Source organism: Micromonospora mangrovicola (assembly GCF_047200535.1).
Lineage (GTDB): Bacteria > Actinomycetota > Actinomycetes > Mycobacteriales > Micromonosporaceae > Micromonospora.
This window is the reverse complement of record NZ_JBJZOG010000100.1, coordinates 1-22,804: the sequence shown is the minus strand read 5'-3', so window position 1 is coordinate 22,804 and position 22,804 is coordinate 1. Positions and strand designations below refer to the sequence as shown.

At 74.5% G+C, this 22,804-nt stretch carries 26 protein-coding genes and 1 pseudogene; 16 read left to right on the top strand and 11 right to left on the bottom strand.

The window, feature by feature from the left end; genetic code table 11:
• A partial coding sequence (locus ACL02O_RS27955; protein WP_412821156.1) for an oligopeptide/dipeptide ABC transporter ATP-binding protein occupies nt 1-381 on the top strand: 381 nt, incomplete at its 5' end.
• A 14-nt stretch (nt 382-395) separates the two neighbouring features.
• Here ACL02O_RS27955 and ACL02O_RS27950 read toward each other — a convergent pair.
• Nucleotides 396-1,202, bottom strand: coding sequence for an SDR family oxidoreductase (locus ACL02O_RS27950; RefSeq protein ID WP_412821155.1), 807 nt, complete (start codon nt 1,200-1,202; stop codon nt 396-398).
• 76 nt (nt 1,203-1,278) lie between these two features.
• Here ACL02O_RS27950 and ACL02O_RS27945 point away from each other — a divergent pair, with 76 nt between their 5' ends.
• Nucleotides 1,279-2,697, top strand: coding sequence for an RtcB family protein (locus ACL02O_RS27945; protein ID WP_412821154.1), 1,419 nt, complete (start codon nt 1,279-1,281; stop codon nt 2,695-2,697).
• Nucleotides 2,698-2,704: 7 nt separating this feature from the next.
• On the opposite strand, the gene ACL02O_RS27940 is transcribed toward ACL02O_RS27945, so the two are convergent.
• The gene (locus ACL02O_RS27940; RefSeq protein ID WP_412821153.1) at nt 2,705-3,139 is read right to left on the bottom strand and encodes an archease; all 435 of its coding nucleotides are present in this window, start codon (nt 3,137-3,139) and stop codon (nt 2,705-2,707) included.
• A gap of 69 nt (nt 3,140-3,208) precedes the next feature.
• On the opposite strand from ACL02O_RS27940, the gene ACL02O_RS27935 reads away from it, so the two are divergent.
• Together ACL02O_RS27935 and ACL02O_RS27930 are read left to right on the top strand one after the other, a co-directional pair.
• Nucleotides 3,209-3,607, top strand: coding sequence for a hypothetical protein (locus tag ACL02O_RS27935; RefSeq protein ID WP_412821152.1), 399 nt, complete (start codon nt 3,209-3,211; stop codon nt 3,605-3,607).
• 25 nt (nt 3,608-3,632) lie between these two features.
• Entirely contained in the window at nt 3,633-4,235 is a 603-nt protein-coding gene (locus ACL02O_RS27930) for an MBL fold metallo-hydrolase (RefSeq protein WP_412821151.1), read from the top strand.
• Here ACL02O_RS27930 and ACL02O_RS27925 read toward each other — a convergent pair.
• The gene (locus ACL02O_RS27925; protein ID WP_412821150.1) at nt 4,183-4,941 is read right to left on the bottom strand and encodes a B3/B4 domain-containing protein; all 759 of its coding nucleotides are present in this window, start codon (nt 4,939-4,941) and stop codon (nt 4,183-4,185) included. The genes ACL02O_RS27930 and ACL02O_RS27925 overlap by 53 nt on opposite strands.
• A gap of 10 nt (nt 4,942-4,951) precedes the next feature.
• Entirely contained in the window at nt 4,952-5,563 is a 612-nt protein-coding gene (locus ACL02O_RS27920) for a LysE family translocator (protein WP_412821149.1), read from the bottom strand.
• A gap of 29 nt (nt 5,564-5,592) precedes the next feature.
• On the opposite strand from ACL02O_RS27920, the gene pdxR reads away from it, so the two are divergent.
• The gene (pdxR, locus tag ACL02O_RS27915; RefSeq protein WP_412821148.1) at nt 5,593-7,068 is read left to right on the top strand and encodes a MocR-like pyridoxine biosynthesis transcription factor PdxR; all 1,476 of its coding nucleotides are present in this window, start codon (nt 5,593-5,595) and stop codon (nt 7,066-7,068) included.
• Between the two features lie 11 nt (nt 7,069-7,079).
• On the opposite strand, the gene ACL02O_RS27910 is transcribed toward pdxR, so the two are convergent.
• On the bottom strand, nt 7,080-8,066 hold the full coding sequence (locus ACL02O_RS27910) for a helix-turn-helix transcriptional regulator (RefSeq protein ID WP_412821147.1): 987 nt from the start codon (nt 8,064-8,066) through the stop codon (nt 7,080-7,082).
• A 44-nt stretch (nt 8,067-8,110) separates the two neighbouring features.
• Here ACL02O_RS27910 and ACL02O_RS27905 point away from each other — a divergent pair, with 44 nt between their 5' ends.
• The gene (locus tag ACL02O_RS27905) at nt 8,111-8,587 is read left to right on the top strand and encodes a hypothetical protein (protein WP_412821146.1); all 477 of its coding nucleotides are present in this window, start codon (nt 8,111-8,113) and stop codon (nt 8,585-8,587) included.
• Nucleotides 8,587-9,042 carry a hypothetical protein gene (locus tag ACL02O_RS27900; RefSeq protein WP_412821145.1) on the top strand — a complete coding sequence of 152 codons (456 nt, stop codon included), beginning with the start codon at nt 8,587-8,589 and terminating at the stop codon, nt 9,040-9,042. Before ACL02O_RS27905 ends, ACL02O_RS27900 begins: the two co-directional genes overlap by 1 nt.
• A gap of 3 nt (nt 9,043-9,045) precedes the next feature.
• Here ACL02O_RS27900 and ACL02O_RS27895 read toward each other — a convergent pair whose 3' ends face one another.
• Nucleotides 9,046-9,708, bottom strand: coding sequence for a TetR/AcrR family transcriptional regulator (locus ACL02O_RS27895; RefSeq protein ID WP_412821144.1), 663 nt, complete (start codon nt 9,706-9,708; stop codon nt 9,046-9,048).
• 117 nt (nt 9,709-9,825) lie between these two features.
• Here ACL02O_RS27895 and ACL02O_RS27890 point away from each other — a divergent pair, with 117 nt between their 5' ends.
• The 3 genes from ACL02O_RS27890 to ACL02O_RS27880 are packed head-to-tail and all read left to right on the top strand — an operon-like array spanning nt 9,826 to nt 13,099.
• Nucleotides 9,826-11,328 carry a flavin-containing monooxygenase gene (locus ACL02O_RS27890; RefSeq protein WP_412821143.1) on the top strand — a complete coding sequence of 501 codons (1,503 nt, stop codon included), beginning with the start codon at nt 9,826-9,828 and terminating at the stop codon, nt 11,326-11,328.
• Between the two features lie 17 nt (nt 11,329-11,345).
• On the top strand, nt 11,346-12,248 hold the full coding sequence (locus tag ACL02O_RS27885) for an SDR family NAD(P)-dependent oxidoreductase (protein WP_412821142.1): 903 nt from the start codon (nt 11,346-11,348) through the stop codon (nt 12,246-12,248).
• Nucleotides 12,245-13,099 carry an alpha/beta fold hydrolase gene (locus ACL02O_RS27880; RefSeq protein WP_412821141.1) on the top strand — a complete coding sequence of 285 codons (855 nt, stop codon included), beginning with the start codon at nt 12,245-12,247 and terminating at the stop codon, nt 13,097-13,099. Before ACL02O_RS27885 ends, ACL02O_RS27880 begins: the two co-directional genes overlap by 4 nt.
• On the opposite strand, the gene ACL02O_RS27875 is transcribed toward ACL02O_RS27880, so the two are convergent.
• The gene (locus tag ACL02O_RS27875; protein ID WP_412821140.1) at nt 13,056-14,219 is read right to left on the bottom strand and encodes a low temperature requirement protein A; all 1,164 of its coding nucleotides are present in this window, start codon (nt 14,217-14,219) and stop codon (nt 13,056-13,058) included. The genes ACL02O_RS27880 and ACL02O_RS27875 overlap by 44 nt on opposite strands.
• Nucleotides 14,220-14,441: 222 nt before the next feature.
• Between ACL02O_RS27875 and ACL02O_RS27870 the strand changes: the two genes are divergently transcribed.
• From ACL02O_RS27870 to ACL02O_RS27860, 3 genes are all read left to right on the top strand, one after another.
• Nucleotides 14,442-15,542 carry a CapA family protein gene (locus ACL02O_RS27870; protein WP_412821139.1) on the top strand — a complete coding sequence of 367 codons (1,101 nt, stop codon included), beginning with the start codon at nt 14,442-14,444 and terminating at the stop codon, nt 15,540-15,542.
• A 127-nt stretch (nt 15,543-15,669) separates the two neighbouring features.
• Nucleotides 15,670-16,341 carry a GntR family transcriptional regulator gene (locus tag ACL02O_RS27865; protein ID WP_412821138.1) on the top strand — a complete coding sequence of 224 codons (672 nt, stop codon included), beginning with the start codon at nt 15,670-15,672 and terminating at the stop codon, nt 16,339-16,341.
• Nucleotides 16,338-17,621: an MFS transporter gene (locus ACL02O_RS27860; protein ID WP_412821137.1), complete on the top strand. Its 1,284-nt coding sequence runs from the start codon at nt 16,338-16,340 to the stop codon at nt 17,619-17,621. Before ACL02O_RS27865 ends, ACL02O_RS27860 begins: the two co-directional genes overlap by 4 nt.
• A gap of 31 nt (nt 17,622-17,652) precedes the next feature.
• Here ACL02O_RS27860 and ACL02O_RS27855 read toward each other — a convergent pair whose 3' ends face one another.
• Nucleotides 17,653-18,066, bottom strand: coding sequence for a hypothetical protein (locus ACL02O_RS27855; RefSeq protein ID WP_412821136.1), 414 nt, complete (start codon nt 18,064-18,066; stop codon nt 17,653-17,655).
• 193 nt (nt 18,067-18,259) lie between these two features.
• On the opposite strand from ACL02O_RS27855, the gene ACL02O_RS27850 reads away from it, so the two are divergent.
• Both ACL02O_RS27850 and ACL02O_RS27845 read left to right on the top strand, forming a co-directional pair.
• Complete coding sequence (locus ACL02O_RS27850) at nt 18,260-19,348, top strand: S-(hydroxymethyl)mycothiol dehydrogenase (protein WP_412821135.1); 1,089 nt, start codon at nt 18,260-18,262, stop codon at nt 19,346-19,348.
• Nucleotides 19,345-19,974: an MBL fold metallo-hydrolase gene (locus tag ACL02O_RS27845; protein ID WP_412821134.1), complete on the top strand. Its 630-nt coding sequence runs from the start codon at nt 19,345-19,347 to the stop codon at nt 19,972-19,974. Before ACL02O_RS27850 ends, ACL02O_RS27845 begins: the two co-directional genes overlap by 4 nt.
• A 26-nt stretch (nt 19,975-20,000) precedes the next feature.
• On the opposite strand, the gene tsaA is transcribed toward ACL02O_RS27845, so the two are convergent.
• From tsaA to ACL02O_RS27830, 3 genes are read right to left on the bottom strand one after another with little or no spacing between them, the layout of a single operon-like run.
• Nucleotides 20,001-20,411, bottom strand: coding sequence for a tRNA (N6-threonylcarbamoyladenosine(37)-N6)-methyltransferase TrmO (gene tsaA, locus ACL02O_RS27840; RefSeq protein ID WP_412821133.1), 411 nt, complete (start codon nt 20,409-20,411; stop codon nt 20,001-20,003).
• Nucleotides 20,408-21,346 (bottom strand): anti-sigma factor RsbA family regulatory protein, encoded by a 939-nt coding sequence (locus tag ACL02O_RS27835; RefSeq protein ID WP_412821132.1) that lies wholly within the window; start codon nt 21,344-21,346, stop codon nt 20,408-20,410. Before ACL02O_RS27835 ends, tsaA begins: the two co-directional genes overlap by 4 nt.
• Before the next feature lie 8 nt (nt 21,347-21,354).
• Nucleotides 21,355-22,206 carry an MEDS domain-containing protein gene (locus ACL02O_RS27830; RefSeq protein ID WP_412821131.1) on the bottom strand — a complete coding sequence of 284 codons (852 nt, stop codon included), beginning with the start codon at nt 22,204-22,206 and terminating at the stop codon, nt 21,355-21,357.
• Nucleotides 22,207-22,541: 335 nt separating this feature from the next.
• Between ACL02O_RS27830 and ACL02O_RS27825 the strand changes: the two are divergent.
• Nucleotides 22,542-22,804 (top strand): annotated as a pseudogene (locus ACL02O_RS27825) (hypothetical protein); the annotation flags it as partial.

The following is a 22,804-nucleotide window of genomic DNA, read 5'->3' as shown; positions in this document are numbered from 1 at the left end:
CGGCACTTCTGCCACCGCGTCGCCGTCATGTACCTCGGCAAGATCGTCGAGATCGGCGACCGCGACGACATCTACACCCGCCCCCAACACCCCTACACCCGGGCCCTGCTGTCGGCCATCCCCGACGTCACCACCCTCGGCCCCGCCGGACGCATCCGCCTCACCGGCGACGTCCCCACCCCCCTCAACCCACCCACCGGCTGCCGCTTCCGCACCCGCTGCTGGAAAGCCCAGGACCGCTGCGCCACCGAGGAACCCGCGCTGGTGCCACGCGACGACGGCAACCAACTCACCGCCTGCCACTACCCGGAAACCGGTGCTTTGAGCAAGGTCACCAATGCTGGGACGGGGAACGAGTCGGCCGGCGACGCACGGAGCTGATCCGCCCCAGCCCCCTAACCGGCGCGCCAGGAGTGGGAAGGAAGGGCAGCAGCGTGCGGGCCCGTCAGCAGCATCCCCCCGTCCACCGGCCACGACGCCCCGGTCACGTACGCCGCCGCCGGCGAGGCCAGCAGCGTCACGACCGCGGCGACCTCGCGGGCGTCCCCGGGCCGACCGACCGGCACGCCGGGGCGGTCCTCGGTGAACGGGTCGACGTCCTCCTGCCCGGTCATCGGGGTGGCGATCTCTCCGGGGGCGACCGCGTTGACGGTGATCCCGTCGGCGGCCAGCTCCTGCGCCATCACCTCGCTGAGCAGCCCGAGCCCGCCCTTGGCGGCGCAGTACGCCGACGAGCCCACCCGGGGCGCGTGCTCGTGCACGCTGGTGATGTTGATGATCCGGCCGCCTCGCCCGGCCGTCCGCATCCGCCGGGCGGCCCGCTGCGAGCAGCGGAACGGGCCGTCCAGATTCACGGAGAGCACCTCCCGCCACTGCTCCCACGTCACGTCGAGGAAGGGGGTGGCCAGGCCGGTGCCGGCGTTGTTCACCAGCACGCCGAGCCCGCCGAGCCGGTCGGTCAACTCGTCGATCACCGCGGCGGCCCCCGGCAGCCGGGTCAGGTCCATCTCGGCGGCCTCGCAGCGGCGGCCGGTGCCGCGTACCTCGGTGGCGGTGCGGTCGGCGCCGTCCGGGTCGCCGTACCAGGTGAAGCCGATGTCGAAACCGGCTCCGGCGAGCGCCACCGCGCCCGCCTTGCCGATGCCGGAGTCCGCGCCGGTGACGATCGCGACCCGGTCGTAGTTCTCGTATCGCTGGGGCATGCTGGCGCACCACCCGGATCGGGCGGGCCGAACCAGCGCGGGTGTAATCGCCCCGCGCCCGGGTAGCCGGGCGGACATGGACCTGGTCGAGGAGTCGCCGTACCGGTTCCGCATCGACCGGCACGACCCGATGCGGGTGCCGGGAGTGGTCTACGCCTCCCGGTCGTTGCTGCCGGACGCCGAGGCGGACCGGTCCCTCGATCAGGTGGCGAACGTGGCCACCCTGCCCGGCATCGTCGACGCCTCGTACGCCATGCCGGACGTGCACCTTGGCTACGGCTTCCCGATCGGCGGGGTCGCCGCCACGGACGTCGAGGACGGTGGAGTGGTCTCACCCGGCGGCGTCGGCTTCGACATCTCCTGCGGGGTCCGGCTGCTCGCCGCCGATCTGGACCGGGACCGGCTGCGGCCCAGGCTGAGGGCGGTGATGGACGGCCTGAGCGAGTCCACCCCGCGCGGCATGGGCAAGGGGGCGGTGTGGCACCTGACCGGCCGCTCCGAGCTCGACGGGGTGCTGCGCGGTGGCTCCCGGTACGCCGTTGAGCGCGGCTACGGCGTCCAGCGGGACCTGGACCGCTGCGAGGACTACGGCGCGGTCGGTGACGCCAATCCGGCCCAGGTGGGCGAGCGGGCGGTGGAGCGGGGCGCGAAGCAGGTCGGCAGCCTCGGCTCCGGGAACCACTTCCTCGAGGTGCAGGCGGTCGAGGAGATCTACGACGAGACCGTCGCCACCGCGTTCGGGCTGCGCGCCGGCCAGGTCTGCGTGATGATCCACTGCGGCTCGCGCGGCCTGGGTCATCAGATCTGCACCGACTACGTGCACAAGATGGAGAAGGTGATGCCGGGCTACGGCATCCACGTGCCCGACCGGCAGCTCGCCTGCGCGCCGGTGTCGTCCCACGAGGGCCGGGCGTACCTGGGGGCGATGGCCGCCGCCGCCAACTACGCCCGGGCCAACCGGCAGCTGCTCGCCCACGCCGCCCGCCAGGTGTTCACCCGGGTCACCGGCTGCGACCTCGACCTGGTGTACGACATCTCGCACAACCTCGCGAAGATCGAGACGCACCAGGTGAACGGGACGCCACGGCGGCTCTGCGTGCACCGCAAGGGCGCCACCCGGGCGTTGCCGCCCGGACATCCCGACCTGCCGGAGGATCTGCGCCCGGTCGGGCAGCCGGTGCTCATTCCCGGTTCGATGGGCACCGGCTCGTACGTCCTCACCGGCGTGCCCGCCTCACCGGCCTGGGCGTCCACCTGTCACGGCGCGGGTCGGGTGCAGAGCCGCAAGCAGGCGGTCAAGGCGGAACGTGGCCACGACCCCCGCGGCGAGCTGGAGGCGCAGGACATTGCGGTGCGGGGCGCGTCCCGGCGCGGGCTGGCCGAGGAGATGCCGGCCGCGTACAAGGACATCACCGAGGTGGTGGCGGCGGCCGAGGGGGCGGGCCTGTGCCGGCGGGTGGCCCGGCTGGTGCCGCTCGGCGTGGTGAAGGGCTGACCCGGCCTCACACGTCCAGCGTCACCGCGCAGGACCAGCCGGTACTGTCCGGGCCGAAGCGCAGCTCGTGCAGCGAGACCGCCTTGGGGACCGCACCGACCGCCTCCACCGCGCCCGTGTCGGCGACCCGCCAGCGGACCAGCAGGCCACCGTCCCCGGCCGCCCGCACCTCGGTGTCCAGCGGCACCGCACCCTCGGTGTCCAGCCGGAAGATCACCTCGTCGAGGACACCGACCAGCAGGTCCGGGTCGTCGCCGGGCGGCACCCGGTGCTCCGTCTCCGCCTCCGTCTCCGGGGTGACGCCGGTGGCGTCCACGAAGGTGTCCACCAGCGCACTCACCGCCTCCGCCACGCAGCTCTCCCGGTCCGGTGCCCAGGCCTCGATGCGGACGTCGGCGGTGTGCGGGACGTTGCGGTGCCCCCGGGGCGGTCGTCGCTCCATGCCCCGATCATGCCTTCGAGGGCCGGAGGCGCTGCGGGTTTTGTCGCAGCGGGTCGCTATCGTGCAGGCATGATCGCCGATGATTCCGATGCCGTCACCGTCACCTTCCTCAGCATGATGCGCGCCGTGCTGCGCGCCGAGAGGGTCGGCGAGGACAGCCTCGGCCGCACGGTCGAGCTGGCCCGGCGGTGGTGGGGCACCGGCGACGCGGCCGACGCGCAGCTCGCCGTGGCGCTGCGCGAGCTGCACGGCGAGCCGGTCGACACCGACGATCCGCGCCAGGTCGCCGACGAGGCGACCGCGCTGAGCGTGGAGAGCGGCCTGCTGACCCCACCCGACCCGCGTGGCGCGGCGCTCGCCCGGTTCGCCGCCAACGCCCGCCGACTGCGCACCGACGAGATCACCCCGGCCGAGTTCGACGAGATCATGGAGTCCGACGAAGAGGACCGCCGGCGCGGCGACGACTGAGCCGCGTCCCGGTTAGGTTGACCGGGTGAAGATCACAAAGTGGACCCACGCCTGCGTCCGCCTCGAACACGACGGTCGCGTCCTGGTCGTCGACCCCGGCGTCTGGAGTGAACCGCGGGCCCTGGTCGGGGCCGACGCGGTGCTGCTCACCCACGAGCACACCGATCACGTCGACGTGCTGCGGCTGGCCGGCCTCGGCGTGCCCGTCTTCGCACCGGAGGGGGCCCGGTTGCCCGACCCGGCTCCGCTGCCGGTGACCCGGGTGGCGGCCGGTGACCGGTTCACCGCCGCGGGCTTCGACGTCACCGCCGTGGGCGGTTGGCACGCCGCCATCCACGACGGGCAGCCGGACTGCGCCAACCTCGGATACCTCGTGGACGACGCGGTCTACCATCCGGGGGACTCGCTGGCGCCGCCCGGCGCCCCGGTGGACACCCTGCTGGTGCCGGCCCAGGCGTCCTGGCTGAAGCTGACCGAGGCGATCACCTTCGCCGCGACGGTCGGCGCCCGGCGGGTCTTCCCGGTCCACGACGCGCAGCTCAACGACCGGGGCCTGGCCAGCGTGAACGGCTGGTTCACCGAAACCGTCCCCGGCTACCGGTATCTCGCCCCGGGCGGGACGGCCTGACCGGACGACCGTCAGCGGGCCCGCGCGTCACCGGGAACTCCGGCGCGGCGGCGGTGAGCAGCGCCGTGCGGGCCGGCGTCGCCAGCGCCGCCGTCAGCTCCGCGAGCATCCGGCGCACCGTCTCCGCCCCGCCGTCGTGCATCGCCTCGATGACCACCAGCACCTCGCCGGTGTCGTCACGCACCGTCGACCAGCCGCTCTGCCGGTGCGTCCAGCGTCGCGAGTGGGCCCGCCCGGACGAGTCGGCGAAGACGATCTCGCCCGGCTCGGGATGCTCCGGCTCCCCACCGAAGGTCAGGTACGTCTCCTCCCCGGTGGCGGGGCGCACCGCGAGGTCGCCGGCGATCCGTCCGACGTCGAGGACGGCCACCGGCACCGCGTACCCGATGGACAGGGCGTTGCCGAGGTCGACCAGGGGATGCAGCCGGGGCAGCGCTCCCTCCCGACGGAACCGGCGCAGCAGCGACTCGGCGGCGCACCGGTAGCGGGTCGGCGCCAACCCCATCCGGGCGAAGGCTCGCCGCCACGCCTGGATCTCCGGGAATCCGCCCTCCGGTCCGGCGGCGAGCCGCGTCCGGGCCGCGTCGGTGTGGCAGGCGAGGAAGCGTCCGAGGTCGACGGTGGGGTCCACCCCGGTGGCGTGCAGGACGCCGCAGCTCAGCTCCGGGAAGCTCGTCCAGACGTCCGCGGAGTGCCGGAATCGCACGGGAGTCTCCTTATCGGGCGGTCAGCGCCAGGCTGAGGCCGAGGGCGAGGAAGGTGCCGGCGAAACCGCGCCGCAGCAGCGCGGTCAGCCGGGGCCGGGCCAGGACCCGGCGGCGCAGCGCGCCGGCCAGCACGCCGAACCCGGCGAAGACGACGAGCGTGGCCAGCATGAAGACCAGGCCGTGCAGCAGCATCCGGCTGGTGGCCGCCGGCCCCTCCGGAGGTACGAACTGTGGCAGGAACGCCACGAAGAACACGGTCACCTTGGGGTTGAGCAGGTTCCCCAGCGCGCCGTCGCGGATCACCCGGGCGGTCGGGCGGGGCGGGCGTGCGTCGTCGACCGCCAGCGGCGCCCGGTCGCGCAGCGCGGACCAGGCCATCCAGAGCAGGTACGCCACGCCCAGCCAGGTCAGCACCCGGTACGCCAGGGTGCCGGCGCGCAGCACGGCGGCCAGGCCGGTGACCGCGGCGACCAGGTGCGGCACGAGACTGACCGTGCAGCCGACCGCGGCGGCGAGGCCGGCGCGGCGGCCCCCGGTGAGAGCGGTCGAGAGCGTGTACACCACCCCGGTGCCCGGGGTGAGCACCACGACCAGCGTGGTGAGCAGGAAGGCGATGGTCATGCCGTCCAGCCTGCGGTCATAATGGCCCGATGGGCAGGGCCAAAGAGTCGGCAGTCGAGGAGTCCATAACGGCCGGCGCGGACTTCCTCCAACTCGACGTGGCGGACGCCCCGCCCGGCGGGCGCGCCGACTGGCTGGCCGGGCGGCTGCGGGCCGCGATCGCCGACGGCCGCATGCCGGTGGGTGCCCGCCTGCCGGCCAGCCGGGTTCTCGCCGCCGAGCTGGGCGTTTCGCGGGGGGTGGTGACCGAGGCGTACCAGCGGCTGACCGAGGACGGCCACGTGGTCGGTCGCGGCCGGGCGGGCACGGTCGTGGTGGCCACCCCGGCCACGGTGGTCAGCCGCCCGCCGGAGCCGCCCGCCCAGCGCGAGGTCTTCGCCGCCCGCCCGGGCGTCGACGTCTTCGACGCGCTGCGGACCGCCCCGGCCGAGCTGGACCTCACGCCCGGCGTACCCGATCTGGCGGTCTTCCCCCGTGCGGCCTGGCTGCGGGCCGAACGCGCCGTGCTGCACCGCCTGGCGCCCACCGACTTCGGGTACGGCGACCCGACCGGCACCCCCGCGCTGCGCCTCGCGGTGGCCACCTGGTTGGCCCGCAGCCGGGGCATCCGGGTCGATCCGGCGGAGGTGGTGATCGTCGCCGGGGTGTCCCAGGCGCTCGGCCTGCTCGCGCAGGTGCTGCACGACGACGGGGTGCACACCGTCGCCGTGGAGGACCCCGGCTCCCTCGGCGTACGCCAGCACCTGCGCAACTGGCGGCTGGACACCCCACCGGTGCCGGTCGACGCGCACGGCCTGCGCGTCGACCGGCTGGCGGCACTCGGTGCCCCGGCGGTGATGCTCACCCCGGCGCACCAGTTCCCGACCGGCGTGGTCCTCGGCGGGGATCGGCGTCGCCGCCTGCTGCGCTGGGCCGAGCGGGGCGGCCTGGTGATCGAGGACGACTACGACGCCGAGCACCGCTACGACCGTCCGCCGGTGCCCGCCCTGCGCGGCATGCTGCCCGACCGGGTCTGCTACACGGGCAGCATCTCCAAGCTGCTCGCCCCGGCGCTGCGGATCGGCTGGGTGCTCGTGCCGCCCCGGCACCACGCCGCCCTGGTGGCGGCCAAGCGGATGGCCGACCTCGGCAACGCGGCCCTGCCCCAGCTGGTGCTGGCCGAGCTGATGGACTCCGGCGCGCTGGAACGCCACCTGCGGCTGCTGCGCCGCCGGCACGTGCGCCGCCGCGACGCCATGCTCCGGTCGATCCGTGACCACCTGCCCGGGGCGGTCGTGCACGGCGCTGCCGCCGGCCTGCACCTGCTGGTCACCCTGCCCGGCGACGTCGACGACGTGGCGGTGGCCGCGGCGGCGCTGCGCCGGGGCGTCAAGGTGCAGCCGCTGTCCTGGCACGGGCAGCGACCGCAGCCGCCCGGCCTGGTGCTCGGCTACGCCGCCAACCCGGCCGGCGACATCGGCCGCGGCGTGGCCGCTCTCGGCGCGGCCCTGCGCGAGCTGCGCTGACCCGGCGGGCCTCAGGACGTCGCAGGCCCCGGGTGGTAGAGGGCGGCGAGCGCGGCGGCGGTCTCGGCGAGCCGCCCCCGCAGCGCGGCGGGGGAGAGGACCTCCACCTCGGCGCCGAGCCGCAGCAGGTCGCCGTGCGCGTGGGTGAGCGACTCGATGGGTACGGCGGCTTGTACCCAGCCGTCCGCGTCGGGCGGTCCGGCGGTGGTGTCCACGGCGGCGACCACCGCGTCACTGGCGATCTCCCGCAGCCGCTGCCGGCCGCGCGGGGAGAGCCGGATGGTCGCCTCGTCCCGGTGCAGCCGCGCCCGGAATTCCACCACGTGCGTTCGCCACCAGCCGGGCAGGTCGAACTCGGGCCGGTCGAACGGCTCGTCGAGCGGGTCGAGGTCGAGGATCTGGTTGACCCGGTAGGTGGCCGGCTCGGGCCGGTCGGGCCGGGCGGCGACGACGTACCACCGGCCGCCCTTGAGCACAAGGCCGTACGGTTCGAGGATGCGGCTCACCTCCCCGGTCCAGCTGCGGTAGCGCACCCTGATCCGGTGCTGCCGCCACACCGCCTCGGCCGTCGGCGCGAGGTACGGCGACGGGTCGCCGTCGGAGTACCAGCCCGGGGTGTCCAGGTGGAACCGCTGCTGGAGCCGGGCGGCGCGGTCGGCGAGCGGCGGGGGCAGCGCGGCCCGCAGCTTGGCCTGCAGGGTGGCCACGACCGGCTGGTATCCCAGTTCCGCGGCCGGCCCGGGCAGCCCGGCGAAGAGCAGCCGGTCGGCCTCCTCGGCGGTGAGCCCGGTCAGCCGGGTCCGCCACCCGTCGACCAGCCGGTACCCGCCGGCGTGGCCGGCCTCGCCGTACAGCGGGATGCCGGCGGCGTGCAGCGACTCGACGTCCCGGTAGATGGTGCGCACCGAGACCTCCAGGCGGCCCGCCAGTTCGGCGGCGGTGAGCTGGCCGTGGGCCTGGAGCAGCAGCAGGATGGACAGGAGACGACTGGCCCGCATTCCACTGACAGTAGCTGTCAGGGGAGAGGTCCTACTGTCCCGGCATGGCATTCCACGACAAGGAACTGACCGTGCCGGGGGCCGTCGAGGTCGCCGGCCGGCACGTCAAGCGCTACCACATCGACCAGCCGGACCGCCGGCTCGAACCCGCCGTGGTCGAGGCCGCGTACGCGTACCTGCCGAAGCTGCTGCCCGCGCCGGACGGGAGCACCCCGCCGGCGAGCTGGGTGGTGCTGCACCGGGGCGCGGAGACCGGGGCGTACCTGCTGGCCTACAGCTGGTTCTGGGACAACGTGGTGGAGTGCCGGATCGCGGTCGCCGGCCAGCCCGCGCTGGACTGCCCGGACGACGACCCGGCGCACTTCGTGCCGCTGGACCGGCCCGGCGTGGGCTGCGTCTGGGAGCTCGGCGTGCTGGAGCACGAGCGGACCGCCTGGATCCGGCACGTCCTCGACCCGGACCGGCCGGACCTGGCGGGCTACCTCGCCGACGCTCGCGCCGAGGGGCCGGTGGGGTTCTGATGGGCGACTTCGACTTCCTGGTCGGCAGCTGGGACGTGACGAACCGGCGGCTGGCGAAGCGGCACGTCGGCAGCGACGACTGGGACGAGTTCCCGGGCACCAGCGTGGCGCACTCGTTCTTCGACGGCGCCGGCAGCTTCGACGAGATCCGCTTCCCGACCCGTGGCTTCAACGGCGCCACCGTCCGGATCCAGGACCGTGCGACCGGGCTCTGGTCGATCTACTGGATGAACAGCCGGCGGGGCGTCCTCGAACTGCCGCCCGTGGTGGGCCGGTTCGTCGACGGCGTCGGCACCTTCTACGCCGACGACACCGACGAGGGGCGGCCGATCCGCTGCCGGTTCATCTGGTCCGGGATCACACCCACGTCGTGCCGCTGGGAGCAGGCGTTCTCCATCGACAGCGAGCGCAGCTGGGAGACGAACTGGATCATGGACTTCACCCGGACGGGGTGACGGTCAGGCCGGCGGCGGCGTGGTGGTCCGGTAGATCGCGGTGAGCCAGACGTCCAGCAGCACGTCGACGACGTCCCGCTCGGCCACCGCCGGCCCGTCCCCGGCGAAGGTCGCGTACCAGACCCGTTCGTTCATCGAGTTCAGCGCGATGGCGAGGTCCCGGGCGGGCAGCCCGCCCGGGGCCGCGCCGCGGCGCCGCTCGCCCTCGATCGCCGTCTCGACCGCGCGGACCCAGCGCTCGAGGACGTCGGCCCAGAGCCGGCGCACCTCCGCGTTGGTGCCGCGCACCTGGGCGCAGGCCAGCACCAGCGCGCGGTGGCCGCCGAAGGTGGCGTGGAACCGGGCGATCAGCTCCCGCCAGCGGGCGCGTGGGTCGTCGGCGAGCCGGTCCAGCACGTCGCCCGCGGCGGTGTCGGCCTCCTCGGTGACCCGGTCGAGGAGGGCGAGCAGCACCGCGTTCTTGGACGGAAAGTAGAAGTAGAACGTGGGCCGGGAGATGCCCGCGCCCTTCGCCAGGTCGTCGATGGAGATGTCGCCGAAGGCGCGCTGCTCCAGCAGCCGTTCGGCGGTGGCGAGGATGGCCAGCTCCCGGTCGTCACCGGCGGAGCGGCCCGGCCGCCGTCCGCGCGTCGGCGCGGCCCCGGCCGACGTACGGGCGGTGGTCATGTCCGCTGATGCTACACCCGCTCGACACTCTGTCGATGAGACTCGACACGGTGTTGACTGGCGTCGACGGGGGTGGATAGGGTTCCGGTCGACCCGCCGCCCGAACGGGAGATGCCCATGGCCTCCGACCACGTCGACGTCCTCATCGTCGGTGCCGGGCTGTCCGGCGTCGGCGCCGCCGTCCACCTGCGACAGCAGTGCCCCGGAAAGACGTACACGGTGCTGGAGGCCCGAGCCGCCGTCGGCGGCACCTGGGACCTCTTCCGCTACCCGGGCATCCGCTCGGACTCCGACATGTACACCCTCGGCTACTCGTTCAAGCCGTGGACCGACCCGAAGGCGATCGCCGACGGCGACTCCATCCGGGAGTACGTGCGCCAGACCGCCCGGGAGCACGGCATCGGAGAGCACATCCGCTTCCACCACCGGGTGCTGCGCGCCGAGTGGGACAGCGCCACCGCCCGCTGGACGGTCCACGCCCACCGCGACGACACCGGCGAGGACATGGTCCTCACCTGCGGGTTCCTGTTCACCAACACCGGCTACTACCGCTACGACGAGGGCTACACCCCCGAACTGCCCGGCGTCGAGCGCTACGCCGGCCGGCTCGTGCACCCCCAGCACTGGCCCGCGGACCTGGACTACGCCGGCAAGCGGGTGGTGGTGATCGGCAGCGGGGCCACCGCGATCACCCTGGTCCCGGCGCTGGCCGAGCGGGCCGCCCACGTCACCATGCTGCAACGCTCACCCACGTACGTCATCTCGCTGCCCTCGCGCGACGCGCTCGCCGACGCCCTGCGGCGCCGGCTGCCCGCGAAGGCCGCGTACGCGTTGGTGCGCTGGAAGAACGTCGCCCTCGGGGTGGCCAACTTCCAGCTCAGCCGGCGCGCCCCCGCCCTGGTGAAGCGGTTCCTGCGCCGGGCCGCCAAGGGCAGGCTGCCGGTCGGCTACGACATCGACCGGCACTTCTCGCCCCGCTACGACCCCTGGGACCAGCGGCTCTGCGTGGTGCCCGACGGGGATCTCTTCACGGCGGTCAGCGACGGCCGGGCAGCGGTGGTCACCGACACCATCGACACCTTCACCGAGCAGGGCATCCGGCTCACCTCCGGCACGGAGCTGCCCGCCGACCTCGTGGTCACCGCCACCGGGCTCAACCTGCTCGCCCTCGGCGGCATGACCGTCGTGGTGGACGGCACCGAGGTCGACCTGGGGGCGACCGTCGCGTACAAGGGCATGATGCTCTCCGGCGTGCCGAACTTCGCCATGACCATCGGCTACACCAACGCCTCCTGGACGCTGAAGGCCGACCTCGTCGCCACGTACGTCTGCCGGCTGCTGCGCCACCTCGACGCGACCGGCGAGCAGATCGTCACCCCGCTCGCCCCCGACTCCGACCAGCTCGAACCGATCATCGATCTGAAGTCCGGGTATGTGCTGCGCGCCGTCGACCGGCTGCCCAAGCAGGGCCCGAAAGCCCCCTGGCGGCTGCGCCAGAACTACCCGCGGGACGTGCTGATGATGCGGCACGGACGCCTCGCCGACTCCGGGGTCCGCTTCTCCCGGGCCGGGACGCCCGCCACCGACGCCGCCGCCGAGCATCCCGCCCCCGTCGCCTGAACCCGAGGAGCATCCCGTTGCGTGACTTCGTCTTCCCCGGTGGCACCGCGGTGCTCACCGGCGCGGCCAGCGGCATCGGTGAGGCCCTGGCGCACGGCCTGGCCCGGCGCGGCGCCGACCTGGTGCTGCTCGACCGGGACGCCGAACGGCTCGACGCCGTGGTCGCGGCGGTCCGCGCCGCCCACCCCGACCGGCGCATCGAGACCCACCTGGTCGACCTCGCCGACCCCGAGGCCACCGACCGGGTGGCGGCCGAGATCCGCCGGACGCATCCCCGGATCCGGCTGCTGCTCAACAACGCCGGGGTGGCCCTGGGCGGCCGGTTCGACCAGGTCACCCTGGAGGAGTTCCTCTGGGTAATCGAGATCAACTTCCGGGCGGTGGTCCGGCTGACCCACGCCCTGCTGCCCACCCTCAAGGCCGAGCCGGGCGCCCACCTGGTCAACATCTCCAGCCTCTTCGGGATCATCGCGCCGGCCGGCCAGGCCGCCTACTCGGCCAGCAAGTTCGCCGTCCGCGGGTTCACCGAGGCGCTGCGGCACGAGCTGGTCGACGACGGCGTCGGGGTCACCTCGGTGCACCCCGGCGGCATCCGCACGCGGATCGCGGCCAGCGCCCGGGTGGGCAGCGGCGTGCCCCGCGAGGAGTACGAGGCCGGCCGCGTGCAGTTCGAGAAGCTGCTCTCGATCGACCCGGCCAAGGCCGCCGAGGTCATCCTGCGGGGCGTCGAGCGCCGCCGGGGGCGGGTGCTCATCGGCTGGTCGGCGAAGGTGCCGGACCTGCTGGCCCGGATCGCCCCCGCCTCGTACGGCAAGATCCTGGCGCTGGGGATGCGGCCGAACCGAGTCCCGGTGCCGGCCCCACGCCCCGCCCCGGAGGCCGCCGAGCCCGCCGGATCCGAGCCGGGACGGCCGGCGTGACCCTCGCACCCGCCGAGGCGCTGACCGTGGCCGGCCGACGGGTCCGCTACCGCGTCTCCGGCGACGGCCCGCCGGTGGTGCTGCTGCACGGCATCGGCCGCACCCTGGACGACTTCGCCGACCAGCACCACGGGCTGGCCCGCGACCACCGGGTGGTCAGCGTGGACCTGCCGGGCCACGGCGGGTCGGCGCCGCTGGACGTGCCGCACACCCTGCCCACGCTCGCGTCGGCCGTCACCGACGCCCTGGACGCGGTCGGGGTGACCGGCCCGGCGCACCTGGTCGGCAACTCGCTGGGCGGGGCGCTGGCGATGCGGCTGGCCGTCGACGACCCCTCCCGGGCGGCGAGCCTGGTCCTCGTCAACAGCGCCGGCTTCGGCCGCGAGGTCACCTTCGCGCTGCGGCTGCTCGCGCTGCCGTTCGCGCGGCTGCTGCTGCGGCCCCACCCGGCGATCGCGCGCCGCACCGAGCGGGCCATCTTCCACGACCCCGCGTACGTCACCGAGGCGCGGATCGCCACCGCCCTCGCGGCCGCCCGGGAGCCGCACGCCGCCCGGGTGATGCTGGAGGTGGTCCGCAGCCTCGGCACCTGGCGGGGTGTCCGGCCGCAGTGGCGTGCCGAGCTGCTCGACGCGGTCGCCGCCCTCGACCTGCCCACCCTGGTGGTCTGGGGCGAGCGCGACCTGGTCCTGCCCGTCCGGCACCTGACCAACGCCCGCACCCGGTTCCCGCAGGCGCGGACGCACCTCTTCCCGGACACCGGGCACATGCCGCAGATCGAGCAGGCGGCCGACTTCGAGGCTCTGGTCAGGCGGTTCTGGTCCGAGACCGGTGGCGCCGCAGCAGGGTGACGGCCACCAGCACCAACAGCACCCCGGCGATCACGTCCAGCGGCGCGACCAGCCGCGGCGCCACCAGCACCAGCAGCGCCGCGGCGGGAAACAGCACCCGACCGAGCCCGTGTTTGGCCGGCAGGTGCAGCGCCCACAGGGTGAGCAGGTAGCCCGCGACCGGCACCGCGGTGGCGTACCCGGCCACCCGGCCGGAGACGTGTGCGGCGTGCAGGACGTGGTCGACCGCCACGGCCAGCCCGGCGCCGACCGCGGCGATCGCCGCGAAAATCAGGTAGTGGCCGTAACCCCAGAACAGGGCGCCCCGCAACGAGGTGGGCGGCACCGGCCCGGGCCGGTCGAAGTAGAGCCACCAGAGCGCGAAGACGATGACCGTGCCGGCCACGGCCAGGGGCCACAACCCGGGGTTGCCGGCGTCCACCCCGCCCTGGATCGCCATCGAGGTGGAGAGCACCACCTCGCCCAGCACGATCAGGGTGAACAGCTGGTACCGCTCGGCGATGTGGTGCGGGTGCCAGGTGGTCATCCCACGCCGCTCGGCCACCACCGGGACCAGCAGGTCGGCGAGGACCAGCACCAGGAACACCGGCAGGCCCCCCTCGTGCGGCAGGAGCAGCCGCAGCAGCCAGCCGACCTGCACCACCGTGACCCCTACCGCGTACGAGACGGTGGTGCTCCGGCGTTCCGGGTCGCCGGCCGCGGCCCGCAGCCAGTTCAGCACGGCCGCCAGCCGCATCACCACGTAGCCGACGGTGATCGTGGCGAAGTCGGCCTCGGCGAACGCGCGGGGCACCCCGGCGGCGAGGATCAACGCCCCGGCGATCTGCACCAGCGTGGTCAGCCGGTAGACGTCGTCCTCGGTGTCGTACGCGGAGGCGAACCAGGTGAAGTTCATCCAGGCCCACCAGACCGCGAAGAACACCGTCAGGTAGCTGACCAGGGCGTGCCCGAGGTGGCCCGCGGCGAGCGCGTGGTGCAGACCGGCGGCGGCCTGCGCCACGGCGACCACGAAGCAGAGGTCGAAGAAGAGTTCCAGCGGGGTCGCGGACCGGTGCTCCTCGTCGGGCCGGCGGGCCCGCATCGGCCGGTACCAGGCGCGGACGGGCGCGGTGATGGTCAATCGGTGCTCCTCGCCGCGGGTCGGCTGTCCGCACACGATAACCAGCTCATCAGGCCGGCGGCGGCACGCGTCCCGACAAGCCGGCAAAGGTGTCGTACCGGGAGCACGTGGTGGGGGCAGCCTCGACGGGCGCCGTCGCGGACCGTGAGAGCCGGGGCGCGGGTGCCGGGTTTCCGGCCGGCGGGCAGGTGCGACCGGGCGCAGCGCGGGAACACCCCGGCCATGGCCGAGGTGACCCTCTTCCTCGCCGGGGACGTGATGACCGGCCGGGGTGTCGACCAGATCCTGCCCCACCCGGGGCCGCCCGGGCTGCGCGAGCAGGTCGTCACCGACGCTCGCCGCTACGTCGAGCTGGCCGAGTCGGTCGCCGGCCCGGTGTCGCGTCCGGTGCCGCCTGAGTGGCCGTGGGGCGACGCGCTGCGCCTGCTCGACGCGGAACGCCCGGACGTGCGGATCGTCAACCTGGAGACGGCGGTGACGGCCCGCGGCGAGTACGCCCCCGGCAAGGGCATCCACTACCGGATGCACCCGGCGAACGTGGCCTGCCTGACGGCTGCCCGGTTGGACGTCTGCGCCCTGGCCAACAACCACGTCCTCGACTTCGGTCCCACCGGGCTGGCCGACACCCTGGACGCGCTGGCCGCAGCGGGGATCCGGACGGCCGGCGCGGGCGGGGACGCCCGCGAGGCGTGGCGGCCGGCCGCCGTGCCCCTGCCGGACGGCCGCCGGCTGCTGGTCTGGTCCGTCGGGGCCCCGTCCAGCGGGGTGTACCCGCCCTGGGCCGCGGACGACGGGCGGCCCGGGGTGGCGTACCTGCCCGAGGTCTCGGCGGCCTCGGCCGGGGCGCTCGCCGACCGGATCGCCCACCACGCCGGGGCGGCGGACCTGGTGGTGGTCTCCGTGCACTGGGGCTCCAACTGGGGCCACGAGGTCCCGGACGAGCACGTCGCGTTCGCGCACGCCCTGGTCGACGCCGGGGTGGACGTGGTCCACGGGCACTCCTCCCACCACCCCCGCCCGGTCGAGCGGTACCGGGGGCGGCTGGTCAGCTACGGCTGCGGCGACCTGATCGACGACTACGAGGGCATCGGCGGGCAGGAGGAGTACCGGCCGGAGCTGCGCCTGCTGCACCTGCCCACGCTCGACGCGGAGACCGGCGAGCTGCTCCGGCTGCGCCTCGTCCCGGTGAGGATGCGCCGCATGCGCCTGCAACCGGCCGAGCCGGGGGAGGCCCGCTGGCTCGCCGACCTTCTCGACCGCCTCGGCACCCCGTTCCGGACCCGGTTCGCCCTCGACGACGCCGGTATGATCAGGATCCGCTGAGCGCGGTGCCGGTTTCCGGGCGCCGCGTCCGGTTCGCCCGGCGCCCGGCCGCGCCGCCCGGCGTGGCGCGGGCCACGCGCGAGCGACCCGGGGACGGGTGGCCCGAGGCCGGGGCCATCATAGATACATGACGCATCCCAGCGCCGTCGGTGCCACCCCGGGCACCGCCGGGCCGTCCGCCGCGCAGCGGGCGTACCAGCACCTCAAACGGGCCATTCTGGAGCAGGTCTACCCGGGTGGCCTGCTGGTCAGCGAGGGCGAGATCGCCGAGGCGACCGGGGTCTCCCGTACCCCCGTCCGGGAGGCGCTGCTGCGCCTGGAGGCCGAGGGCCTGGTGAAGCTCTACCCGAAGCGCGGCGCGCTGATCCGGCCGGTGTCGGCCCGCGAGATCGCCGACGTCATCGAGGCCCGCCGCCTGGTCGAGCTGCACGCCGCCGAACGGGTCTGGCCGCGCCGCGCCGAACTCCGCGCCGACCTGGCCCGCCGGCTCGACGAGATGCGCCGCGCACACACCACCGGCGACGTCACCGCCCTGATGGCCGCCGACCGTGCCTTCCACGCCACCGTGGTGGAGGCGGCCGGCAACGAGATCCTCGCCGAGCTGTACCACCGGCTGCGCGACCGGCAGATCCGGATGGGCGAGGCAGGCTTCCGGCTCTCGCCCGGCTGGGCCGAGGCGGTCCTCGCCGAGCACGCCGCACAACTCGCCGCGCTCGACGGCGACGACCCGCAACTCCTCCTGGACGCGGTCGCCACGCACATCGACAACGCCGCGACCGTGCTGCGGACGCTGCGGTGAGCGCCACCCCGCGCCGAGCCGTCCTGGTCTACGCCGTCGCGGTCACCGCGTACGTGGCCGCCGTGTTCCACCGCAGCTCGCTCGGCGTCACCGGGGTCGACGCCGCGGACCGCTTCCACATCAACGCCGCGGCCCTGGCCACCTTCTCCGTCGCCCAGCTCGCCGTGTACGCGGCCATGCAGGTGCCGGTCGGGGTGCTGCTCGACCGGTTCGGCTCCCGCCGGCTGCTGCTGGCCGGCGGCGCGCTCATGGTCGCCGGGCAGCTCTGCTTCGCCGTCGTCACCGACATGCCCCTCGCCGTCGCCGCCCGGGTGCTGGTCGGCCTCGGCGACGCGATGACCTTCATCAGCGTGCTGCGGATCGTGGCGTTCTGGTTCCCCGGGCGGCGCAACCCGCTGCTGGTGCAGCTCACCGGCACCGTCGGGCAGCTCGGCGCGGTGCTCGGCGCCGTACCCCTGGTGGCGCTGCTGCACCACGCCGGCTGGACGCCCGCGTTCCTCACCGCCGCGGCCCTGGGCGCGACCGTGCTGCTGCTCGTCCTCGTGGCGGTCCGGGACACCCCGCACGCCGAACACACCACGGCCGTCGCGACCGACCTGGCGACCGTCCGCCGGCGGCTCGCCGACGCCTGGGCCCAGCCGGGCACCCGGCTCGGGCTCTGGACCCACTTCGTCACGCAGTTCTCCGGGGCGGTCTTCGCCCTGCTCTGGGGCTACCCGTTCCTGGTGCAGGGGCAGGGTTTCTCGCCGACCGCGGCGGCGTCGCTGCTCACCCTGATGACCCTGGTGACCCTGGTGTGCGGGCCGGTGATCGCGCACCTGTGCGCCCGGCACCCGTTCCACCGTTCGGTGGTGGTCTTCGCGATCACCGCTGGCACCGCGGCGGTCTGGGCGGCGGTGCTGGCCTGGCCGGGCCGGGCGCCGCACTGGCTGCTGGTGGTCCTGGTGGTGGTCCTGGCGGTCAACGGCCCCGGCTCGGTGATCGGCTTCGACTACGCGCGTACATTCAACCCGGTGCACCGGATCGGCAGCGCCACCGGCATCGTCAACGTCGGTGGGTTCGTCGCCTCGATCCTGCTGATCCTGGCCGTGGGGGTGGTGCTCGACCTGGCCACCCCGACCGGTCGGAGCACACCGCCGCTGGCCGCGTTCCGCTGGGCCTTCGCCGTGCAGTACCTGCTCTGGGCCCTCGGTGCGGTGCAGGTGCTGCGCTACCGCAACGCCGCCCGCCGCCGGTACGCCGCCGAGCGGGGCGCGGTGGCGGTGCCCGTGCCGGCCTGATCCGGCCGACGTTTTCGGTGGCGTCGCGGGCTCAGCGGCGGCGGTGGGTCAGCGAGTCCAGCATCAGGGTCAGCCCGGCGCCGACCAGCCACGCATCCTTGGCGAAACCGATGCCGGCCTGGCTGGGCCTGAGGCGGTTCCCCTCCCGCAGGCCGGGCGTCTTCAGATAGAGCTGTACGAGTCCCGCGCCGAACGCGGTCAGTGCCGCGCCGGCCAGCAGCGACGGCACGAACGGCGCGAGCAGCGCCGCACCCAGCGCGATCTCGCCCCGGGACAGCAGCTTGGCGAACCGGTCCGGCTCGAACTCCTTGAGCTGCGGGATCGCCGCGACCGCCATGCCGTGCATCCCGGCGGCCGCCTCACCCTCCAGGGTCCGCTTGCCGAGGCCGGAATTCAGGATGAACGCGCCGATGCTGACCCGCAGGGGGGCATGCGTCAGTTTCATGATCACTCCCGTCGGTGCCGGAGAACCAGGCCCGGCCCCGCGTACCCGACGACGCGCGGGATAACCGCGACCGGCGGTGGGCCGGCGGTGGGCCGGCGGTGGTGATCGGCGGTAGGTTCTCGCCAGGGAGTGACACCGACAGGCGGCGCGGGGCCCGGTTGGCCGGTGCGTGGCCGCCGACAAGGGAGGCGTGGTGAGCCAGGAAGTCCGGGGAGTCGTGTCGCGGCGCAAGGGCGCGCCGGTGGAGGTCACCACGATCGTGGTGCCCGACCCGGGGCCGGGCGAGGCGGTGGTCCGCGTGCAGTCCTGCGGGGTGTGCCACACCGACCTGCACTACCGGGAGGGCGGGATCACCGACGACTACCCGTTCCTGCTGGGGCACGAGGCCGCGGGCGTCGTCGAGCAGGTGGGGGAGGGGGTCACCGACGTCGCCCCCGGCGATTTCGTGGTGCTCAACTGGCGGGCGGTCTGCGGCCAGTGCCGGGCCTGCCGCCGGGGCCGCCCCTGGCACTGCTTCAACACCCACAACGCCGCCCGCAAGATGACTCTCACCGACGGCACCGAACTCACCCCGGCGCTGGGCATCGGCGCGTTCGCCGAGAAGACCCTGGTCCACGCCGGCCAGTGCACCAAGGTCGACCCGTCCGCCCGGCCGGCCGCGGTGGGCCTGCTCGGCTGCGGCGTGATGGCCGGGCTCGGCGCGGCCATGAACACCGGCCAGGTCGGCCGGGGTGACTCCGTCGCGGTGATCGGCTGCGGCGGCGTCGGCGACGCGGCGGTGGCCGGCGCGGCCCTGGCCGGCGCGACGACGATCATCGCGGTGGACACCGACTCCCGCAAGCTCGACTGGGCCCGCAGGTTCGGCGCCACGCACACCGTCAACGCCTCTGAGGACGACCCGGTCGAGGCGATCCGCGCCGCCACCGGCGGCTTCGGCGCCGACGTGGTCATCGAGGCGGTGGGGCGCCCGGAAACCTGGAAGCAGGCCTTCTACGCCCGGGACCTGGCCGGCACCGTGGTGCTGGTGGGCGTTCCGACGCCGGAGATGAAGATCGAGCTGCCGTTGCTGGACGTGTTCGGCCGCGGCGGCGCCCTCAAGTCCAGCTGGTACGGCGACTGCCTGCCCAGCCGGGACTTCCCGATGCTCACCGAGCTCTACCGGCAGGGCCGCCTCGACCTCGACGCGTTCGTCACCGAGGAGATCGCCCTCGACCAGGTCGAGGCGGCATTCACCCGGATGCACCACGGCGACGTGCTCCGGTCGGTGGTGGTCTTCCCGTGACCGCCCGGGTCGACCACACCGTCACCTCCGGCACGTTCTCCCTCGATGGGCAGACCTTCGACGTCGACAACAACGTCTGGGTCGTCGGCGACGACGACGAGTGCGTCGTCGTCGACGCCCCGCACGACGTGGCCGCCATCCGCGAGCTGGTCGGCGGCCGTCGGGTCGTCGCCGTGCTGGCCACCCACGCCCACGACGACCACGTCCGGGTCGCTCCCGAGCTGGCCCGGGCCACCGGAGCGCCCGTGCTGCTGCACCCCGCCGACCGGGTGCTGTGGGACCAGGTCCACCCGGACATCCCGCCGGACGGGGAGCTGACCGACGGCCAGCAGGTCCAGGTCGGCGGCACCATGCTGCGAGTGCTGCACACCCCCGGTCACAGCCCCGGCGCGTGCAGCCTGTACGCCCCCGACCTCGGCGCGGTGTTCACCGGCGACACGCTCTTCGCCGGCGGGCCCGGCGCCACCGGCCGCTCGTACAGCGACTTCGGCACCATCATCGGCTCGATCCGGGACCGCCTGCTCAGCCTGCCCCCGCAGACCGTCGTCCACACCGGGCACGGGAACGACACCACCATCGGCGCCGAGGCGCCCCACCTCGACGAGTGGATCGCCCGGGGACACTGACCCGACCCGTGCCCCGGCCGGGCGGCTCAGCGCTCGCCGTCGAGCACCGGCTTGACGTCCAGTACGGGAGTGCCGTCCAGCGCCTCCAGGCCGGTCACCCGCACCCGCGATCCGTCGACATCGAGGATCCGGACCCGGTGCAGGCCGACCGGGTTCGGCCGGTGCGGGGAGCGGGTGGCGAACACGCCGGTCTCCGGTCGGGACGTGTCGCCGCGCGGATGCACCACGAGCACGTCCCGATCCGCCCGGTCCAGCCAGGTCAGCACGAGCACGTCCGCGCCCGCGCGCAGGCCGCGCAGCGCCGGGGCGTACGCCGCGGCGAACGCCAGCCACGCCTCCGGCGCCCCCTCGTCGCCCTGCTTGGGGGCCGTCGCCGGATCGGTCAGCGGGGACTCCACCCGGCCGACCGGCCGTAGCAGCGGCTCCGGACCGGTCACCGCGTCTCCCTCAGCATGTGCAGCCGGACCGTGGTGCCGGTGGCGGTGGTGTGCACCAGGACCAGGTCGCACAGCGCGTGCACGATGACCAGCCCCCGGCCGCCGATGCCGTCCTGTGCCGGAGCGAGCCGGCCGGCGAGCGGGTCGGAAAGCCAGCCGTCGTCGTGGATCTCGCAGATCAGGTGCCGCGCGGTGCGCCACAGCTGCACCGTGCCGGCGCCACCGGCGTGCGCGACGCTGTTGGTGGCCAGTTCGGTGACCGCGATCTGGAGGTCCGCGACCCGGTCGTCGTCCAGGCCGGTGCCGGCGGCGTGGTCGGCCACGAAGCGGCGCAGCAGGGGCAGGCTGTCCAGGTCGTAGCGGAGCGCGGCGACCCGCTCGGCCGGGCCGGGCAGCGGCTTGTTGTGCCGTTCCGCCACGGCGGACGGGGCGTAGCCGGCGCTGCGCCGGGTGCCGGCCCGGTCGACCAGCCGCGGGTGGGTGCAGCGGGCCTCGGCGAGCACGCCGGGGTCGAGCCGACCCGCGTCGTACGGGCACAGCACGCTCACGTCGCGGCCTGCGAACGCCCAGTTGATGGCTGCCTCGAGCTGAGCGCAGGCCGGGTACTCCTCGACGGTGCGCCCGGGCCAGATCGGCTCGCCGATGATTCGCACCCGACGGTCCGGGTGCCGGTCGGCGAAGGCCTGGAGCACCCAGGGCAGGATGCGGCCCGGGTTGCGTCCGGCCTCGGTCATGTCGGTCCACCGGACCATTCCGTCGCCGGCCGGACCGAGCGCGTCGCGGATCAGCGCCAACTGCGGGCCGGGCGTGGCGACCAGCGCCGGCTCGCCGGCGTCGAGTCCCTCGTGGAGGAACGGCAGGGCCACCGCCAGCATGCTGTCGACGTCGGCGTAGAGGAGGAGGTCGTGGCGCAGGCCGGTGGTCGTCGTCTCCATCCTTCCGGTCATGCCAGGGCCGCCGCAGCCGGTTCGTGCCCGAGCAGGCCGAGCAGCCGGCGTAGCGCCGGCCGGCAGCCCACCAGCCGGACGCCGGTGGCGCTGGCGCGCCCGGCGCGGACCAACGCGGTCGCGGCCCCCACGTCGGCGAAGGTCAGCCCGGACAGGTCCAGCACGGGGGCCCGGCCGTCACCGGTCACGTCGTCCAGCAACGCGGTGAAGGCGTCGCGGTTGCTCTGGTCCACCTGCCCCACCAGCCGCAGCCCCGGCGGGTCGGTCGTCCGGTACGCCCGCAGCAGCGGCGTCCAGGTCCGGTCGGTGTGCGGCCCGGCGGTGCCCGGATGCGCGGTGCCCAGGGCGCGCAACCGTTCGGCGGGGAAGAGCCGCCGGTCGTACACGCACAGCCCGGCCATGGGCCGGTCGAGGAAGAGCCGGTTGAGTGCCGTCTCGTACCGCAGCAGGTCGTCGAGGGTGATGCCGCTGCGCAGCACCCACGCCATGTCGCCGGCCAGTCGTACCCCCGGATAGCCCTCCTGCTGGGCGCGGCTGACCTCGTCGACCACGGTGGCGACCAGTTCCTCCGGGGCGAGCCGACGGCCCGGCAGGTAGACCTCCACCGCCGGCACGATACGCAACTGGCCGGAGGCCACGGCGGCCTCGGTCGGAACCCCGAAGGCCTCCACGCGGTCCCGTACCGCCCGGGGCGTGGACGTCTCGCTGAAGCAGACGACCTTCTGACCGAGGCGCAGGCCGATGGCGGCGAAGCGGGCGACGGCGTCGAGGCCGCCGCTCTCGCCGTCGTGGGTCCAACAGACGTGGTCGCCCAGCTGGATCTGGTCGACCACGCTGGTAGCAGTCACGATGCTCGCCTTCCCGATCAACGTGTCCACTCTAACGCCGGACGCAGCACCGGCCTAACGGGCCTTCCTGCGGGTGAACCTGCTTGCCCGGTCCGGCCGGCAGGGTTAACCTGCGGGTGGACCCGGATGCCGGCGCGCCGCGCCACCCGGGGTCCGCCTCACCGCACCGAGGGCCGGCCCACCGCCCGCCCCGTCGCGGACCATCTCACCGAAGACCCGCCGCCGCTTGTGCGGCCCCCGTGGCTCCGCCCTGTCCGGGCCCTTCCCGCTCAGGCCGTCCGCGCACCGTCCCGCGCCCGCCGCGTCGGCGGCATCCACCGTACGAAAGGCATCTGATGAACCCTGACCCGACCGCACCCGTCCCGGTGACCGGCATCGTGGACACCCGCGACGACCACGCCCTGCTCCGGGTCGACGGTTACCTGCCGTCTGCCGCCGACGCCCACATCAGCCCCGCCCAGCTGCGCCGGTACGGCCTGCGGCGCGGCGACCTGGTGACCGGGGCGGTCGCCGCCGCGCCGCGTCGCGGCCGGCACGCCGCGTTGGCCCGGCTCGACACCGTCAACGGCATGACGCCGGAGCAGGCGCGCCGCCGCCG

Coding starts and splice junctions, on each gene's coding strand:
- ACL02O_RS27865 (WP_412821138.1), top strand. CDS start 15,670: ATGACGCATCCCAGCGCCGTCGGTGCCACCCCGGGCACCGCCGGGCCG.
- ACL02O_RS27900 (WP_412821145.1), top strand. CDS start 8,587: ATGGGCGACTTCGACTTCCTGGTCGGCAGCTGGGACGTGACGAACCGG.
- pdxR (WP_412821148.1), top strand. CDS start 5,593: ATGGGCAGGGCCAAAGAGTCGGCAGTCGAGGAGTCCATAACGGCCGGC.
- ACL02O_RS27905 (WP_412821146.1), top strand. CDS start 8,111: ATGGCATTCCACGACAAGGAACTGACCGTGCCGGGGGCCGTCGAGGTC.
- ACL02O_RS27920 (WP_412821149.1), bottom strand. CDS start 5,563: ATGACCATCGCCTTCCTGCTCACCACGCTGGTCGTGGTGCTCACCCCG.
- ACL02O_RS27945 (WP_412821154.1), top strand. CDS start 1,279: ATGGACCTGGTCGAGGAGTCGCCGTACCGGTTCCGCATCGACCGGCAC.
- ACL02O_RS27835 (WP_412821132.1), bottom strand. CDS start 21,346: ATGGAGACGACGACCACCGGCCTGCGCCACGACCTCCTCCTCTACGCC.
- ACL02O_RS27910 (WP_412821147.1), bottom strand. CDS start 8,066: ATGCGGGCCAGTCGTCTCCTGTCCATCCTGCTGCTGCTCCAGGCCCAC.
- ACL02O_RS27890 (WP_412821143.1), top strand. CDS start 9,826: ATGGCCTCCGACCACGTCGACGTCCTCATCGTCGGTGCCGGGCTGTCC.
- ACL02O_RS27870 (WP_412821139.1), top strand. CDS start 14,442: ATGGCCGAGGTGACCCTCTTCCTCGCCGGGGACGTGATGACCGGCCGG.
- ACL02O_RS27935 (WP_412821152.1), top strand. CDS start 3,209: ATGATCGCCGATGATTCCGATGCCGTCACCGTCACCTTCCTCAGCATG.
- ACL02O_RS27895 (WP_412821144.1), bottom strand. CDS start 9,708: ATGACCACCGCCCGTACGTCGGCCGGGGCCGCGCCGACGCGCGGACGG.
- ACL02O_RS27950 (WP_412821155.1), bottom strand. CDS start 1,202: ATGCCCCAGCGATACGAGAACTACGACCGGGTCGCGATCGTCACCGGC.
- ACL02O_RS27855 (WP_412821136.1), bottom strand. CDS start 18,066: ATGAAACTGACGCATGCCCCCCTGCGGGTCAGCATCGGCGCGTTCATC.
- ACL02O_RS27940 (WP_412821153.1), bottom strand. CDS start 3,139: ATGGAGCGACGACCGCCCCGGGGGCACCGCAACGTCCCGCACACCGCC.